The organism is Cellulomonas humilata (assembly GCF_030814415.1).
GTDB classification, from domain to species: domain Bacteria; phylum Actinomycetota; class Actinomycetes; order Actinomycetales; family Cellulomonadaceae; genus Cellulomonas; species Cellulomonas humilata_A.
This window is the reverse complement of sequence record NZ_JAUSVB010000003.1, coordinates 1-15,994: the sequence shown is the minus strand read 5'-3', so window position 1 is coordinate 15,994 and position 15,994 is coordinate 1. Positions and strand designations below refer to the sequence as shown.

The window sequence follows — 15,994 nt, the reverse complement described above, 5'->3', positions numbered from 1 at the left end:
ACATCCGTCGACGAGAGGAGCATCGGCGTCGGTCAGGGTCTGCAGGTCGACGACGTCGGGGCGCGACGGGTCGTCGACGTGCAGCAGCAAGGACACGGCTCATGGTCGCAGCCGCGTCCTACAGGGCACGTCAGGACGCGGCGCCCACCACGTGCCCGACTGTCTCGGGCCGGTCGAGCGTGCGGAGCATGAGGTCGGCGACGTCCGCCCGCGAGATCGACCAGCCGCCGCGGACGTTCTGGTCGAGTGCGGTGCGGTACGTGCCGGTGAGGGCCCTGTCGGTGAGCTTCGGCGGGCGCGCGATCGTCCAGTCGAGTCGGCTCGCGCGGACCACGTTCTCCATGGCGGCCAGGTCGGCGTAGTGCGCCCTGAAGAGCGTCTTCGCGATGCCGCTGAACAGGTGCCGCATGAAGAAGCCGTCGCCCGCGTCGTGCGTGGGCGGGTGCGGGTTGTCCGGGGACGCGACGGTGCCGATGGGGGCCGCGCTGACGACGACGAGCCGCGCGCTGCCCGTGGTGCGCATCGCGTCGACGATCGCCCGGGTGCCGCGGGTCGCGATCCCCTCGTCGGCCTTGGTGCGTGCGCCGAGCCCGGACAGGACGGCGTCCGCGCCGGCGACGGCGTTGGCCAGTGTGGCGGTGTCCTTGTCGAGGTCGATCGTCATGACGCGCGCGCTCGTCCTCGGCAGCCTGCTCGGGTCGCGGACGACCGCCGTGACGTCGTGCCCAGCGGCGGTCGCCTGCTCGAGAATCTGACGCCCGATGCCGCCGGTCGCGGCGATGATCGTGAGCTTCACGGGTGTGCTCCAAGTCCCGGTGTACGGTCTCCTCAGAAACCAAGAAGATATGAGGACCGTAACATATGGCTTCCGAAGTGTCCGCCGACGACCGTCGCCGCAAGCGCCGACTCGCTGTCGACGTGCGCGACGCGATGCGCGAGCTGAGCATCCAGCTCGACCTGCTCAACCACCAGGTGAGCCAGCGCCTCGACATGCGCGACGTCGACCTCGACTGCCTCGACCTCATCGGCCGCCACGGGCCGCTCGGCGCCTCAGCGCTCGCCCGGCTGGCCGGCCTGCACCCCGCGACCATGACGGGCGTCCTGGACCGGTTGGAGAAGGGCGGCTGGATCGTCCGCGAGCGATCCGCCGAGGACCGCCGCGCCATCGTCGTCCGCGCCGCGAAGGAGCGGGGGGCGGAGATCTACCAGCTGTACTCGGGCATGAACGCATCGATGGAGGGCCTGCTCGACGGGTACTCGGAGCGGGACCTGACGGTCATCGCCGACTTCCTGACCCGGGCGCGGGAGGCCGGCGTGGCGGCGACGGGTGAGCTGGCGCGTGACTGAAGACCGGATCGTCCCCACGGACGAGCAGGTCACCGCCGCGAGCTCCGCATCGCCGCCGTTACGGTCATGCGTGATCCGTCGGGTGCGACGCCGGCAGCCAGTGCGTCGTAGTCGGACGACCCCACTTCGCAGCCCGACGGTACTCAGGTAGCCGTTGCGATGGACAAGGGTCGACACTCGACCGTGGCGTCGGTGGCGAGTTGCTGGTTGCGCGGCGGGTGCTCAGTGTTCATTATTGACCTATGTTCATTCTCGATGAACACGGTGTTGATCTGAACACCGTGATCCAGGACGTCGCTCGGGCTCTCCTCGACGTCGGCGTCATGGTCACGCCCACGCCCGGTCCCTCAGAGCCGGGCACCCCGCGCGCAGACCTTCACCTGACGCTCGACGCAGGCGCACGGGGTCGGGTCGATTACCCGACCGTGCTGAAGACGGGTCCCTTGGACCGCCGTATCGCAACGGCCATCGCTCTGCCGCCCGACCGACCGCTTCTCCTCATCGCGCCTCACGTCCCCGACTCGGTCGCAGAAGTCCTGACCGCTCGCGGTGTCGACCACGCAGACGCAGCCGGCAACATGAGGCTCGCATGGGACGGCATGCTGCTGGACGTTCGTGGTCGCCGCCCCAGGACCTCCACGACCCCTCACAGTCGCGACGCGACCGCCGCGCGAGCTTTCACTCGCACAGGCACGATGATCGTGTTCGCACTGCTCAGCTGGCCGGAGCTCGCGGCGAGACCGATGCGCGAGATCGCGACTGTCAGCGACGTCGCCGTCGGCACGGTCCATACGGTGATGCGCGAGCTCAGCGCCGCTGGGTACCTCCGCGACGGCGCGGCCGGCCGGACACTGAACCGCGCCGGCGAGCTTCTCGATCGATGGGCCGAGGCCTACACCATCAAGCTCGCGCGAAAACTTCCGATCGCGTCGTTCACCCTCGACACCCTCGACCGACTTGGCGACCTCGAGGTCGATCTCAAGGCCGAGGGTGCGCAACTGGGTGGCGAGCGCGCCGCGAGCAGGATCGACCCTCACCTGTATCCGACGACCGCGACGTTCTACCTCAGCGGCGTGCCGGCTTCGCTTGTCGCGCGATACAAGATGCGACGAGATGACGACGCCGGTTCGATCCACCTGCGCCGGCGCTTCTGGCGTCGCCCTGGCGACACGAGTCCGCTCGTTCCGTCACCGCTCATCTACGCCGATCTCGTGTCGTCGGGCGACCCGCGACAGCGTGAGCATGCAGAGAGGATCCGACGTGTCGACGATCGACTTGTCGAGCTCGACCGACTCTAGGATCGCCGTCGCCGGCCAGGTCCTGGCCATGCTGCAGGAGACAGCTCGTAGTCATGACATCCCGCTGATGGCGATCGGCGCGACTGCGCGCGACATCCTCTCTGTCGCTGTCGCTGGCGCTCCCCCGAACCGGGCTACTGCGGATATCGACATCGCGGTCGCAGTGTCGTCGTGGCATGCCTTCGAGTCACTCACAGGCGACCTGGAACGCGTAGGTCGCCGCCAGCACACGTTCGTCGTCTCCGGAATGCACGTCGACGTCGTCCCGTTCGGCGAACTCGAGACCAGCGGGCGCGTGATCGACTGGGGCGACGGGAGCGCAATGAACACGCTGGGCCTTCGCGAGGCGTATGCCGCGAGCCTCACGGCCCTTCTCCCCGGGAGGACAGAAGTGCGCGTCCCGTCTGTCGCAGGGCTCACGACGCTGAAACTCATGGCGTGGTCCGACCGGCGACTCGAGACCCGGCGCGACGCCGTCGATCTGCAGACGATCATGGGATGGGCCACGACCGGCGCGCTGCTCGACGACCTCTACGCGACAGGTGTCCCACTCCTGGAGGCCTACGACTTCGATACCGATCTCGCAGCATCGCACCGGCTCGGTTCGCAGATGTTCCAGCTGCTCGGCTCGGTGGCACCGCAGGTGCTAGCGCTGTTGGACGACGACAACCTGTCGAGACTGGCCGCCGACATGCCCACGACCGTTGTTGCTCAAGGACCCATGCTCCGCGCGCTGCGTGCCGGGCTCAGCGGTCCAACGACGCGGGGCAACACGGGTTAGGTCGCGAATTGAGACCCGCGCACGACGGCGACCTTCGACCAGATCCAGCGCACTCGCGAGCGCCCGCGCTTGAACTCCTACTCGTCGCCGACACGCCGGTAGCTGCCGTGGTGACGGACTTCGACGAGCACGAACTGCGCCGCCGGTTCGAGCCCATCGCCGCCAACCCTGACCTCGACGGCCTTCGGGACCTCGCGCCGGTATGGACTCCGCCGACGATCGGGTATCCCAGCGCCCATCACAGACCATCCCGGCCGCGCAGAGCGGGGGGTGGGCGCTGCCGAAACACGGAGCCGGCGTCGTCGACCCCGCCGGGGCCCAGACGAGTCGGGCCGAATCCGGTTCCGGCCCGGTCCAGCCGGCCGTCGTTCAGGCGGCCGTGTCTGACATCGCCGGGATGCCGCCCCGACTCTCGGGCTCCCGGGTCGGGGAGGAGGCGGGCAGCATCGGCGTGCTCGCTCAGGCTGGTGGCGTCGTGATGAATGCGGTCACGTCGAGGGCGACACGCTCCGGCTGTTCCCACAGGACGAGGTGGCCGGTGCCCTCGTACGTCACCAGACGGCTCCCTTCGATCGCCGCCGCCAGCTCGTGGGCCTGGCCGGCGGGAAGGACGTCATCCTTGGCTCCCCACAGGATCAGCGTTGAGACGGTGATCGGGCCTCGCTGGATCGGCGGTGCGGCGGCCAACAGGCCGTCGAGCGTCGCGCGCAACACGCCCGTGGGGATGGTCATCGCGGCAGTCACCTGGTCCTGGAAGAACGTGTCCGGTACCGGGGTGTGCAGCGGGAGCGCGCCGTTGAGGGCGACCATGTCGTCCCGGGTCACCGGATCGTGGAACGACGCCAGCAGATCGGCGAACGTGACGGGCATTGGCCGCTGCAGATTGCTTGGTGCCCCGACCAGCACCAGGCCACGCACTCGCTCGGGATGATCCACGGCGACTTGCTGGGCGAGGTATCCACCACTGGAGGTCCCCACCAACCAGCACGCTTCGAGGCCCAGCGCGTCGAGCAGCGCGATCACGTCATAGACGCCGTCCTGCATCGCGTATCCGTCCGCCGGCTTGTCGCTCTCCCCCGCGCCCCGCTGGTCGGGCACGACGAGATGCAGGGTGCTCGGTAGCAGCGGCACGAGGCGGTCGAAGACGCGATGCGTCTCGCCCCACGCGTGCAGGAGCAACACCGGTTCGCCGTCACCGAACTCCTCGACGGCCAACTCGACACCCGTCGCGAGAGCCACTCGCCGCATCCCGCCATATCCGGCCGGGTTCGTATTGGTCGACGATCTCGTTGGGCGCTCTTCCCTTCTAGGCCTCCGCGGTGACCCGCGCGTCTCCCCGTCTTCCCGCAACCGCGATCCGCCAATTCCCCGCCGACCACGTGGACGGCCAGCACCCTCCTCTGGAGTACCCGCGCTCCACGAAGCCGTGCGTCTCTGGCCACGCGCCACCTGGTCGAGAGTCGCTCAGCTGCGACCTTGAGCCCGCGACGCGCCATACCACGGCCGCGTGCGAGGTGGCAGGTCCGCACCTATGGGCAGGGCAACGAGCCCGGGACTTGTTTGGAGGTCACTTGGTCAGAGCCGTGTTGGAGATCGACACTAATGTCGGCATCCAAGCTGGCGTGTAGCACCTCATACTCGTTATCCAGTTCACAAACGCGACCCACAGGATCGTAGTGCCACTTTTGGCGAACAGTGATCTCGCCGTCAACGATTATTAAAGTCCTGAAACCACACGGAACATCAATTCGATAGCCCTGGGGCGTGTGGTCAGGCAGCGGAAGAGTGGCTGATTCCTCGTAGGCCTCTTTGTATGTCACAGTCAACCTGACTTCGGAGAGTTTCTGGTGTGCTTCTGTCCTCTCTACCGCTTGCTCAACCTGGGTGCCCATGCTGGCCAGGGCCGGCGCCCCGAAATTGGCAGACACGACAAGCTTGGCGCTCTCTTTGAGTTGTACTTGTGTCAGTCGAGAAGTGGTGTTTGCGGTCTGTGTCTCCATGCCTGTGACATATTTGAAGTCGAAGTCTTTGTGGAGGTGAACCGGGTGGCTCACGCAAGGATCGTCGGATAGCCTACGCAAGCTTCGCTCACAGTAGGCGAAGCCTCGCCGATCGAAATCGTCGTACAATATCAGCGATTTCACCTCAACCGTGCGTTCCTCGGCGCCATGCAGGTCGTCGCTCGTGAACTGGTCGTCTGAGGTCAGCAATTCACAGACATTCGGCCCGGAATCGACGGAGGTCCAGCCCAAGTCGAGAACTCCCGCTCCGAGCAGCTCCTTGAGATCCTCCAACGCGGCGGGTGGATCCCCCTGCAGCGGCCCGTCTACATACAAGTAGTCGCTGACTTTCATCTGCACTGTCTGCTGAACACTTGCGACCAGGTCGGCGACATCCGCTTGGTCGACTTGAACAGCGATCGCTCCGTTATCGAAGCTTGCAAACAGTGCCAGGGCGCCCACGCACCGGTCCGTCTCGATCTCGGCGCGCAGCTCCTCGACGTCATGCACTTCTATACCCACCAGGAGGCCCGGTCCGTGAGCGGACATCCATGCTTCGGCCGCCGAGGTCTGGTCTGGAGAATAGATGGCCATTAATCCGACATTGACCTTCTTGTCGAACGCCTCTTTTTGTAGTGCAACCCTCAACGTCGAGTACTTCGCATCGATCGCTGACGTCTTTGCTCGAGCCTCATCTGCACAGAGCTTTGCTTTCACCAGGAGAGATTTTTCGGCCTTGGTGAACCCATTGTCAGGCTCCACAATGTGCGCTATTTCGCTGGCGTGAAATCTCGATTTTCCATCAAACAGTTGGTCGAGTGAGTCGAAGCAGTCCTGAAGCTGTTGCCCTATTAAGGCCCGCTCAGCTTTCGCAGCAGCGTCTTGGTCAACCAATTCTTGTCGATACTCGGTGCAGGTGGATATGGCCATCGGATTGCCTCCGTCTAGGCTGTCCAAATCTGCGAAGAAGGCGGGAGGACCCCAATCCTGCGTTCTGCAGGTAATATTGGCACTCTTGAGTCACGACCTGTCAGCGGTCCGTAACGCTGAGCATTGGTGGTGCAGCGACGGTGGACAGACTCCGCGTGATCTACGGAGGGTCCGTTGGTCAGCGCCTGATCGGCCTCTCTCGAGTTCCTAGGTCCGCGCATAGATCGCGCCACATCTCCGTAGATCGCCCCACATCTCCGGGGGACCGTCGTCATGCAGCCTGGGGCCGCAGAGCGATCCGCGTTTCATCACCCGCACCGCGAGGATGAAGAGCAAGACGATGCTCGCAACGATGATGACAATCCACATGGGACGACCCGCTTTCGACAACCACACTACGCCGAAGGCGTGCAGGCGTGAAGCGAGAGGGATGAGCGTCTATGGCTGTCCGCGGCGTTGGCGCGGTGGCGCCCTACCGGGTGCGACCCTCGTGATGCTGGAGCGCTCCCTGGCCAGTGCCCGTCGGTCACGCATGTCGAACTAACCTGCCTCCCCGTCCCCGTTGGGTTCGTTATCGGGACGCGACCCGGCGATAAGCCGCGCCGGTGGTGGCTGGCGAACACCGCGATAACGACCGGGACCACCACTTCACCGGCCCAGCTTGCCGACACAGCCAGCGCACCGGTCACGCGGGGCTCACCGGTTCGTTCGCCCACCCGATCAGCTGCCACTCGGCGCTGGCGTCCGCGCGCGTGAACAGCCGCGTGTTGAAGAATCTTTCCCACGTCCCGTCGGGCTGCCGCATGGAAACGACGCACCTGGCCACCGCCGTCACCTCCGCCTGCTCAATGTCAATGTCCTCGGTTACGCGGACGCCGCTTCGCTTCACGCCGTCGAGAAAGTCCCCCCTGTCGACGAGGGCGCCCCCGGCTCGACGCATCGCGAAGACCGGCGCCAGGATCTTCTCGAACCAGTCGCGGTCGCCCTCCTCCTCACGCTTTCCGATCTCCAGGTTCAGCGCCTTGAGGTCCTCGCTGGTTGCCACGACAGTCCACCCCCTCCAGGCAGGGCACGAAACCGTGGGGTGGAGATGGGCGCTTGCCCCAGGGGGTGGCGAACCATGCGCAGATGCACAAGTCCGGCTGGCCGCCTTCGCTCGCGATCGCGCCGATGTCCGGCCCGGTTGTAGGTCCCGTTCGGCGGCTGTCGAGGGCGAAGGCAGACGCCGGCCCGAGACGGGCCGTCGACCCCGTCTCCTCGTCTGTGAACTCCGCGGCCCGACCCACCGGCGGACTCCCATGCCGGACCGTGCCGGCCCAACGCCGCAGCGCCCGGTCAGCCGGCCGAGAGGTTATAGCGTCGCCAATGAGGCGACGGATGCGGTCGAGAGAGCCTTCCTGAAGGTCAACCGCCCTGCCGTCACGGTCAGTGACGTTTACGGCGATGTGGTGATTCGCCCCCGGGTCGTCGATGGCTGGGGCTTGCGGAATCCCGATTTCGGGGACGTAGCGCGCCCTGGCCATCACCCCTCCAACGGCCGCGAACTCCCAGCAAGCGGTGGACACACCCAGCCTCCTCTGACCTAGGAGCGGCGGCAATGACTTGCGCGCACTTGCTTGGCGCTGAGAGTTCGGTTGCACAGTTCGGCCCGAGTGAGCGATCGCCCGGGCCCTGGCCCGGCGCCACTAAACTTCCGCCTGCCCAGAGACAAACTTGCTCGAAGAGTGCGCCCGTCGACGCTGTCGGTATCGCGGTCGGCGAACTCGATCGCGCGTCGGTGACGTATCCGGTGGTGGCGGTGGCCGGCGATCGAGCACCCGGTGTACCTGCCAACTGAGTCAGCACGGCCAATTCCTTCACCGGCATCGCCATGTTCTACCCCGCACCTGCCGGACACCAGCTGGCGGGTACCTGCATGCGCTCCCAGCCCCGATAACTGCCGCGCCGGACCAGCAGTGCCGATGGGACATAGTGATCTTCGACGGGGCGATCGTTGCGGAGACCGACACAGAGGTACTGCTCGACTGGATGGGCCTCTACCAGCATGACGTCAACGTTCCAGCCGGCGCCGCCTCGTGGGCAGCAAGCGTCGGCGACGAACTCGGCCGCTGGTACGCCAACCGTGGAGTTCCAGCCGACGAGCGCGACGCGCGCCTACGCCTCTACGCAGCAGGCTGCAAACCGGCCAAGGGTCATCCCACCGGGTGCGCGTCGGGGTCGGGGGCGCCCAGGATCGCCCGGACGGCGATCTATGCCAGCGCGAGCGCGGCATACCGGTTCATCCCGAGATCGAGCACCTGACGCGAATGGAAATGCAGGCGCGCGGCCTTTCGGCGAGTCTCGACCATGGTGATCGTCAGCCAAGGCCAATACCCTCCGGCACCGACGTTGTAGTGGACGTGGTGAACACCCATGGACGACGCGATCCAGTCCGCTTCCAAGAACGCGAGCGGGGCACAGCGGGTGCGTGCGTACGCGCGGACGCGCGCCGTTCCACCAAGCTGCACCTCGAGGTCCGCCAACATGTTCTGTTCGAGCTGCTTGTTGCGGCTCGGCCCGCCGTCGTAGATGACGATTCCCTGGTCCAGATCTCGGAGAATCTCGATAGATCGGGCTTTGATCGGCATCACGACCTCCTTGTCGCGTTTGCTGCAGACTGCGCGCTTCTGCCGCGCCAGCCAAGGATGAAGACCCTGGTCGACCTCTTCGGCCGAACGTCGGAGGGCGTACGTCGTTGGCGCCGCCAATGGCGCCTCGGACGAAGGCGCTGCGGGCGCGGTCAAGGCGGCGCTGCTCTGAACGGCGCAGGGGGACTCTCGCCGGACTGAACCGCCACGGATTCACCTGAGGCGTGGGACGCACCCACGCATCATGCAGGGCCGCGACGGAAGAGGCTGAGCCGCATCACCGCATGCTCAGGGGGAACAACGCCGGATCAGATTCGCCGGGAATGGTCACTGGTTCCCGACGCACACCCAGCCGATGTCCAGCTTGACCGAGAACAGCGCATCAGCGGACGGGCACGTGCCGTCCGCCGATCCTTTCCCGATGCTCACGTATTGTGCGTTCGGGTCGTCGCACGAGACGTTTTCGACCTGGTCCGGTTGACCCGGCACGTCCTTCCAGCACGACTCCAGCGTCGGATTCGCTTGAGGTGCGTAGTCTGTCGGCGTGTTTTCGGTCCCGCCCGTGCCTGACCCGAGCGACGCAGCCACGATCACGATCACGGCCACCCCAACCGCGGGCGCGAGCCACGACGCGGGGCGCCGGGTCCACCGGGGCGCAAACATTGGCAGCGGCCCATCCAAGACGACAGGGAGTCGGCGAATCTGCGCTAGGTGGGACCGGTTGCTCACCAGAGCGACCAGGGCCGCGAACGGCGCGATCAACCCCCACCAGCCGGCAACCATCGTCCTGGCTTGCATCTCGTGGTAGGCCGATTCCCCGCAGAACCGGCATAGGTTCACTCGCAGCGTGTGCCACGTCCACCACAGGACGACTCCCGTGACCCGGTTGAACTGGACGGGTGCGCCCGGCCGTCCGCAGAACTCGCACGGGGCATACCCAGTCACCTGCGACTGGTCTTGGACTCCGGCCGGGAACGGGTCGTACCGGGAGTCGCTTGGTGAAGTCGAGCGGGGCACCGGCGATGGCCGAGATGGTTGCGCCGACCGGGCGGCGGGTGTTGCAGGAGGGGTGTGCGCACCGACGCGCCGGGTCATTACGGCGACAGCCTCGTTGAGTCGGGTCATGGCACGTTCGGCCTCGGCTCGCTCACCGACGGCCGCCCGGTCCGGGTGGTACAGCCGCGCCCGACGTCGGAAGGCCGCCTTCACTTCCGCTTGGGAGGCGTTCATTGGCACGCCGAGGACCGCCGCAGCCTCCTGTGCGTCCATGCCCAGACCTTCCCCGACCTCGCCGACCGTGGCTACCGGCTAGTACGTCCAGCCGCCATACAGCGCTCGTCCGGCAGCCATCCGGATCGTCTCGGCGCGCAACGCATTGAATGCCTGCATCGCCTCGTCCTGGGAGACCGATATCTGGACGACGCGCGGCTCTTCCTCGATGAAGCTCTCGGCGGGCAGACGCAGGCCTGTCTGCAGGATGCTGGCCGCTGGTTCTTCCGATCCTGAGGTCTCGAAGGCGTACCAGTCGCGCACCTCGGGCTCGTCGTCAATGCCCCGCCACCCCTCGAACCGACGGCCGTGGAAGACGCCTCGGTAGATGCCCATGTCGTACCCGAGCGCGTACACCTCCCCCTCGACGAGCGTCGACGGGTCACGCACCGGTTCACCGTCCATGAACCAGACCTGCGGCCACGCGTGCGCGTCATTGTTCGTCGCGGCCCGATGACGTACCCACTCCTCGTGTTCGCGCTTCTTGCGTTCAGGATCCTCCGGCAACGCGGGACGCGGCTCTGGCGGAAGGGGGGCGACGAACTGCGGGTGCCGGAACGCCAGGACGTCGCGCCGGCGGCGCGGTATCGCCAGGATCGTCTGCGCCACCCAGAAGATCACAGCAATGAGCACCAACGCCCCGGCCATCGAAGCGTGACCCCGGACGAGCTCAACGACCGCCCCGATCAGCGCGCCACCCAACGCGAACATCAGTGCGATACCTGCGGTGTTCCGGAATACCTGACCGACGATCACAGCGATCAGCGCACAGACCAGGCCAGCACCGATGACCTGACCTGCGGCACGCTCGTCGAAGGCCCCGCTCGCTGCACCCGAGACGAAACTGGCCGCCCAAAACAGTCCCAGGATTGTTCCCAACATGACCGGAACCTACCCGCACCGAAGTGGTGCCCGATATGCCCGATTCGAGTGAACTCTAGACGCACACCGTTGGATCACGCGCGAACGGGAGCTCCTGACGACGAAGTCATCGATTGCCATCACGGCTCGCAGAGCCGAGGCTGCACGGGAGTGAGTTTCCTTGGCCGCCTCGGTCCGCTTTCGCGTCAGTCATCATTTCGATTGACCGCTGGGATCGTCCGGTCCGCTTTCGCGTCAGTCATCATTTCGATTGACCGCTGGGATCGTCCGCGCGGCGATCTCGGCCAGGGAGTGCGCGGCGTACCGATTCATCCCGAGATCGAGGACGCGGCCTGACGGGAAGTGTAGGCGCGCTGCATTGCGACGCGGCTCGATCGTGCTGAGCTTCGTCCAGGCCCAGAGCCGCGCGGCGCCAGCGTTGTAGTGCACGTAGTGGACGCCGACGGACGAGGCGACCCAGTCCGCTTCCAGGAATGAGAACGATGCACCGCGCATGCGGGCATACATGCGGACTTGAGCTGTGCCGCCCAACCGAGTCTCGAGCAAGGCGAACATTTCCTTGTCGAGCTGCCTGTTGCGGCTCGGCCCTCCGTCGTAGACGGTGACTCCCTGCTCCTGTTGCCGTATGAGTTCGATGGATCGGGCGTTCGCGGGCATAGCGACCTCCGTGTCGGATTGGTCGCAGATTCGCGCCCTCCGACGGCACCGGCCAAGGATGAAAACGTGCGACCTGCGGCCATTCGGATGACGGCGCGGCGCACGGGAACGGTCACTAGGTTCACAACGACAGAACTGTCCCGCGTTTTAGGCGGCCTTCGAGATGCGTAAGCACGTGGTTCATAAGAAGTACCGACGCCCACGGCCATCTGCTGACCACTCTATCGGGGCACTGACGCGGCCACCTCCAACTGACACTTCTGCAGAACAAGGAGGTCCGCGATGGTCGCTGTGGGTCGCCGGGCGCACGTCGAGCGCCACTGCAACGCCACACTGCGCGGGGCCGCGCCTGAGCAGGGAGCTACCGAAATGCACGTCGCAGCGGCGGAGCATGCGATGTACATGACGGTCGCCAGGTTCCCAACGGTCACCGGCTCCAGGCTTGCGGACGTCGAGCTCGGTGCCGCCATTTCCCGAACGGACCTCGGCGACGCCGGCTGGGTGCACCTGCCTATCGACGGCGCGTTCCTCGGCAGGACGGCGCCTACCTGCTGCGGCTCTCGGTGTCACTTTGCCAATGCGCACGGGTGGAGGTTTTGGGGCTCTTCACGATCGAGGGTGTAGTTGCGGCCTCAAGCCTCCGGTCTCGAGCAGCGATCTGGCGATGTAGTTCGTGAGGTTGCGGAATGCGATCGGCCAGTCGCGGCCGATGACCGCGGACGCCTGATCTGCACGTCCGCGTTCGCGGATCCGTCGTGACGACCCGATTCGAGGCGAAATCCGTTGACATGGTCAAACACACGTCCGCCGCGGCGCTGGAGCCGCGAGCGGCCGTCGCCACGGCGCTGGGATCCATCCGCCGACCTGACCAGGATGACAACGGACGGCGCCGGCCAAGCGTGCGACCGGTGACGGTTCACGCGCCCCCGGAGACCGCCTCGAACGGTCTGTGCGTGCGGCAAATGCTCGTATGAGCTCAGGCAGCCCAGATGGCCACGATCCCCCGGGACGTTCGCTCCATGGTGGTGATGCTCGGCAACGGGTCGACACTGGTCCCGCTCAGAGACCGTCCGGGCCGACGACTGGGTCTTTCGAGTCCGGGCCGGCGTAGTGTCCGAAGCATGTCGCGCGGCAAGGGGATGCGTGATGTCGAACTTGACGACGGCGGACCGGACGACGGCGGTCCGGGGGCCGGCGCCGAGGCGGCGCGTGCGCGCCGAGATCCGAGACACGGACAGCGCGAGCCGGTCTCAGTCGTCGCTGCCGGCGCTGGGGTCGGACCGGCGCTGTGGGCTCGTCGTCGATGGCTGCTCCTCGCGTGCGCAATCGCATTGCCGAACGGGGGCGTGAAGGGCATGTCTTCCGGAGACACTTCCGGGGCCTGAACGATCGTGCCGCTCATCCCAGTCAGGAAGCCGCCGTACTCGTCGTCGTGGTCATGCAGCGGGACCCATCCCCAATCCGGTCCCGACGTCGACATCATCGTCTCGCCGCCCACGGCCTTTCTCGCCCAGTTGCCCCCCGGTCAGGTAGTGGCTCATTCACGAAGTCGGGCTCGAGGATGGGCCCGGGATCGCCCACCGGCAACGGGGGTCCCTGAAGCCCCCGCGCCCGTGCTGGCGCTGCCCTTCGACCTGCGGCACGCGTCGTTCCGGTGCGCTGTCTCGGTGGCATGACATCCCCTGTGCGCCAAACCCCACGGTGTGCCGTTCGCGCTCAGGCACCAAATCAATGATTCTCCCAGCTAGCCAGCCCTTGAAGGCGAGCAGGCCTTCCACCGCTCAACCCCACAGCCTGGGAATGACTGCGTGGTCCCCGCGCGCCGCCACAGCAGCCAGCACACGCCCTGGATCTTCAGGCAATGGTTGCGCGCCGCCGGCCTGGTCGGGTCAGTGGGTCGGGTCGCCTCGAGCGTGGACAACACGATGATGGAGACGGCCCGAAGCGAAGACGCTGGGCCGGGAGGCAGTACGCGCCGGTCTTTCGAAGACGGGCGCGTAGCGGTATCGTCGCAAATGCAGAACTCAAACATCGGTTCAAGGACGCAGCGGTCCGAGACGGTTGTCCCGCCAGGGAAGTGCAGTGTTTCTTCGCCGTCGAAGTCTCCGCCAGCAGCGCGCTGCCCGAGCCGATTCCCAACTCTCACCATGCTCGAGCTCCAAATCCGATCCGAGGCGAACTATGATTCGCGGATTTGCAGACGTTCACTGCCACCAGTTCGCGCAATACGCATTCGGCGGGCGGTTATTCTGGGGAAATGCATATGGTGATCCCAGCGAGGAACTTGCGCACTGCACACCCGCACATGGACCAGGGGGCACTGCGGACTTCCTCGGAAACTGGATACGAACGTTTAGCCTTGGACTTCCGTTCCCCGGTGCATTTGGGCATCTTGTTGGCGGCTTTCCGCAGTTCGACGGCTGGCCGCGCTGGGACAGCACTACTCATCAAGCCGTCTTCGAAGATTGGCTACTCAGGGCCGTGGACGGCGGCCTTCGATTGATGGTAATGCTTGCGGTCAACAACGAACCGCTTAGCGCCCTGGCCCATAAGGCGCCAGGGCGAACCGCTGATGACATGGAGGCTGTAGACCTCCAGCTCAGCGGCGCGCGTGCAATGGAACAATATGTCGATACCAAGGCGGGCGGACCGGGGCTGGGTTGGTACCGCATCGTCACGACACCGGCCGAGGCCCGTCGCGTGGCCGAGGCCGGAAAGCTCGCGGTCGTTCTGGGAATCGAGGTCGATTATCTTTTTGGTGCCCATGGCGAGGAGGATCTATCGCCAATGAGACTCCGTGCCGAACTTGATAGGTACTATGACCTTGGCGTGCGGCACATCTTTCCAATCCATTTCGCGGACAATGGATTCGGGGGCGCGTCGTTTGACAAGGTACTTCAGAGCACGCGTGAAGACCGACTCCTCGGCAACCCGGTGCTCGCGCCGTACCCGTTGGACGTGGAAGACGGAAGGAAATGGGGATATGCTTACCGCGGCGGGAAGCGCAATGTTCGCGGCTTAACCGAACTCGGCAAGGTACTCGTTCGAGAGTGCATCGTCAGGGGCATCGTGATCGAAGTCGATCACATGTCTGCGCGGTCTCGCGAGGACACATTTGCGATCTGTCGCGATTCCGACTACCCGGTATCGTCTGGTCATACGGGATTCGTAGAGATCGCCAACGGAGACAAGCGACACGAAGGAAACCTTCTGCCAGACGAACTGGATCAGATTCGCGATCTCGGCGGCATGGTCTCCGTCATCGTGCGCCAGGGCGATATTCACGAGATCGCGACATGGGAAGGTTCGCCAACGACCATTCGGCACACGTCCGGCGCCTCCACCAACACGCTTGTGCAGGCATATCTCTACGCGGCCAGCAAAATGGCGGGCCATCCAGTCGGACTTGGGACCGACTTTAACGGCTTTGCCGGTCTCCCACGACCACGCTTTGGATCAGAAGCCGAACCGCCGACGCGTGACGGGCGCGGGCAGGAATCCCTCGGGGCGGCGCTGAGATATCCGTTCGAGGCCGCCGCGACAGGGCGAACATTACAAAAGAGCACCATCGGTATGAAGGAGTTCGACATCGCCTTTGACGGACTTGCGCACGTCGGGATGCTGCCGGACCTGGTGAATGAATTCATGACCATGGGTCTCACGGCGGCAGACATGGAGCCGCTTCTGTCCTCCGCGGAGGGCTACATTGCTCTCTGGGAGAAATGCGATCGAAACAAGGCAATACCCGAAGGCCCGCGGCCGACTGGCGACGCGCTGAACCCGGGCGATGTCCTCCATCCTGGAGAAGAGATCCTGTCCCAGAATTCTCAGTATCGTCTAGCGTATCAGTTGGACGGAAACGTCGTTCTTTACCGAGGAACAAGGGCAGTTTGGGACGCCGGTACGACCGGTGCAGTCGGTGCAGTCGCCATTCGGCCGGGTGGGAGCTTGATTGTCGTCCGCCCCTCGGCCCCGACTTGGGTACGCCCCGGCGACGCTCGGGCACAGCCTGAGAGTCGACTCGTGGTCCAGGACGACGGCAACATCGTTATCTACAGCCGCGATGACGTGCCCACCTGGTCGTCCAACACAGGCGTGCCTACCGGGCCGGCCCCGACCGGGGACACGATGCGCCCAGGCGACGTCCTCACACCCGGAGGCGAACTCAAGTCCGCGAACACCAGGTATCGGCTTGTCTACCAG

General features: G+C 65.5%; 12 protein-coding genes and 1 pseudogene. 4 read left to right on the top strand and 9 right to left on the bottom strand.

The genetic code is table 11. From position 1 onward, the window contains the following. Positions 1-130 precede the first annotated feature (130 nt). Entirely contained in the window at positions 131-796 is a 666-nt protein-coding gene (locus J2X26_RS11150) for an NAD(P)-dependent oxidoreductase (protein WP_307492283.1), read from the bottom strand. Positions 797-861: 65 nt separating this feature from the next. On the opposite strand from J2X26_RS11150, the gene J2X26_RS11145 reads away from it, so the two are divergent. The 3 genes from J2X26_RS11145 to J2X26_RS11135 all read left to right on the top strand — a co-directional run bounded on the left by J2X26_RS11145 (position 862) and on the right by J2X26_RS11135 (position 3,426). Further along, entirely contained in the window at positions 862-1,347 is a 486-nt protein-coding gene (locus J2X26_RS11145) for a MarR family transcriptional regulator (protein WP_307492280.1), read from the top strand. Between the two features lie 242 nt (positions 1,348-1,589). Further along, positions 1,590-2,645 (top strand): type IV toxin-antitoxin system AbiEi family antitoxin, encoded by a 1,056-nt coding sequence (locus J2X26_RS11140; protein ID WP_307492278.1) that lies wholly within the window; start codon positions 1,590-1,592, stop codon positions 2,643-2,645. Further along, the gene (locus J2X26_RS11135) at positions 2,608-3,426 is read left to right on the top strand and encodes a nucleotidyl transferase AbiEii/AbiGii toxin family protein (protein ID WP_307492277.1); all 819 of its coding nucleotides are present in this window, start codon (positions 2,608-2,610) and stop codon (positions 3,424-3,426) included. The genes J2X26_RS11140 and J2X26_RS11135 overlap by 38 nt, the downstream gene beginning before the upstream one ends. Before the next feature lie 459 nt (positions 3,427-3,885). On the opposite strand, the gene J2X26_RS11130 is transcribed toward J2X26_RS11135, so the two are convergent. The 8 genes and pseudogenes from J2X26_RS11130 to J2X26_RS11100 form a co-directional block, all read right to left on the bottom strand. Then, positions 3,886-4,665 (bottom strand): alpha/beta fold hydrolase, encoded by a 780-nt coding sequence (locus J2X26_RS11130; protein ID WP_307492276.1) that lies wholly within the window; start codon positions 4,663-4,665, stop codon positions 3,886-3,888. Between the two features lie 290 nt (positions 4,666-4,955). After that, the gene (locus tag J2X26_RS11125) at positions 4,956-6,356 is read right to left on the bottom strand and encodes a hypothetical protein (RefSeq protein WP_307492274.1); all 1,401 of its coding nucleotides are present in this window, start codon (positions 6,354-6,356) and stop codon (positions 4,956-4,958) included. Between the two features lie 685 nt (positions 6,357-7,041). Continuing rightward, a complete protein-coding gene (locus J2X26_RS11120; RefSeq protein WP_307492272.1) occupies positions 7,042-7,401 on the bottom strand; it encodes a hypothetical protein in 360 nt (119 codons plus the stop codon). A 1,204-nt stretch (positions 7,402-8,605) separates the two neighbouring features. After that, positions 8,606-8,983: a hypothetical protein gene (locus J2X26_RS11115; RefSeq protein ID WP_307492271.1), complete on the bottom strand. Its 378-nt coding sequence runs from the start codon at positions 8,981-8,983 to the stop codon at positions 8,606-8,608. A gap of 327 nt (positions 8,984-9,310) precedes the next feature. Further along, positions 9,311-9,583 carry a hypothetical protein gene (locus J2X26_RS11110; RefSeq protein ID WP_307492270.1) on the bottom strand — a complete coding sequence of 91 codons (273 nt, stop codon included), beginning with the start codon at positions 9,581-9,583 and terminating at the stop codon, positions 9,311-9,313. A 501-nt stretch (positions 9,584-10,084) separates the two neighbouring features. Next, positions 10,085-10,252, bottom strand: a pseudogene (locus tag J2X26_RS21685) (J domain-containing protein); the annotation flags it as partial. Between the two features lie 39 nt (positions 10,253-10,291). Further along, the gene (locus J2X26_RS11105) at positions 10,292-11,134 is read right to left on the bottom strand and encodes a hypothetical protein (protein ID WP_307492268.1); all 843 of its coding nucleotides are present in this window, start codon (positions 11,132-11,134) and stop codon (positions 10,292-10,294) included. A 234-nt stretch (positions 11,135-11,368) separates the two neighbouring features. Beyond that, positions 11,369-11,791, bottom strand: a complete 423-nt coding sequence (locus J2X26_RS11100; protein WP_307492266.1) for a hypothetical protein — start codon at positions 11,789-11,791, stop codon at positions 11,369-11,371. A gap of 2,481 nt (positions 11,792-14,272) precedes the next feature. On the opposite strand from J2X26_RS11100, the gene J2X26_RS11095 reads away from it, so the two are divergent. Further along, positions 14,273-15,994 (top strand): membrane dipeptidase (locus J2X26_RS11095; RefSeq protein ID WP_368671705.1); only part of this gene is annotated, 1,722 nt, incomplete at its 3' end.

Excerpts from the sequence above, each read along its gene's own strand:
- J2X26_RS11145 (WP_307492280.1), top strand. The coding sequence starts at position 862 with ATGGCTTCCGAAGTGTCCGCCGACGACCGTCGCCGCAAGCGCCGACTC.
- J2X26_RS11140 (WP_307492278.1), top strand. The coding sequence starts at position 1,590 with ATGTTCATTCTCGATGAACACGGTGTTGATCTGAACACCGTGATCCAG.
- J2X26_RS11125 (WP_307492274.1), bottom strand. The coding sequence starts at position 6,356 with ATGGCCATATCCACCTGCACCGAGTATCGACAAGAATTGGTTGACCAA.
- J2X26_RS11115 (WP_307492271.1), bottom strand. The coding sequence starts at position 8,983 with ATGCCGATCAAAGCCCGATCTATCGAGATTCTCCGAGATCTGGACCAG.
- J2X26_RS11105 (WP_307492268.1), bottom strand. The coding sequence starts at position 11,134 with ATGTTGGGAACAATCCTGGGACTGTTTTGGGCGGCCAGTTTCGTCTCG.
- J2X26_RS11100 (WP_307492266.1), bottom strand. The coding sequence starts at position 11,791 with ATGCCCGCGAACGCCCGATCCATCGAACTCATACGGCAACAGGAGCAG.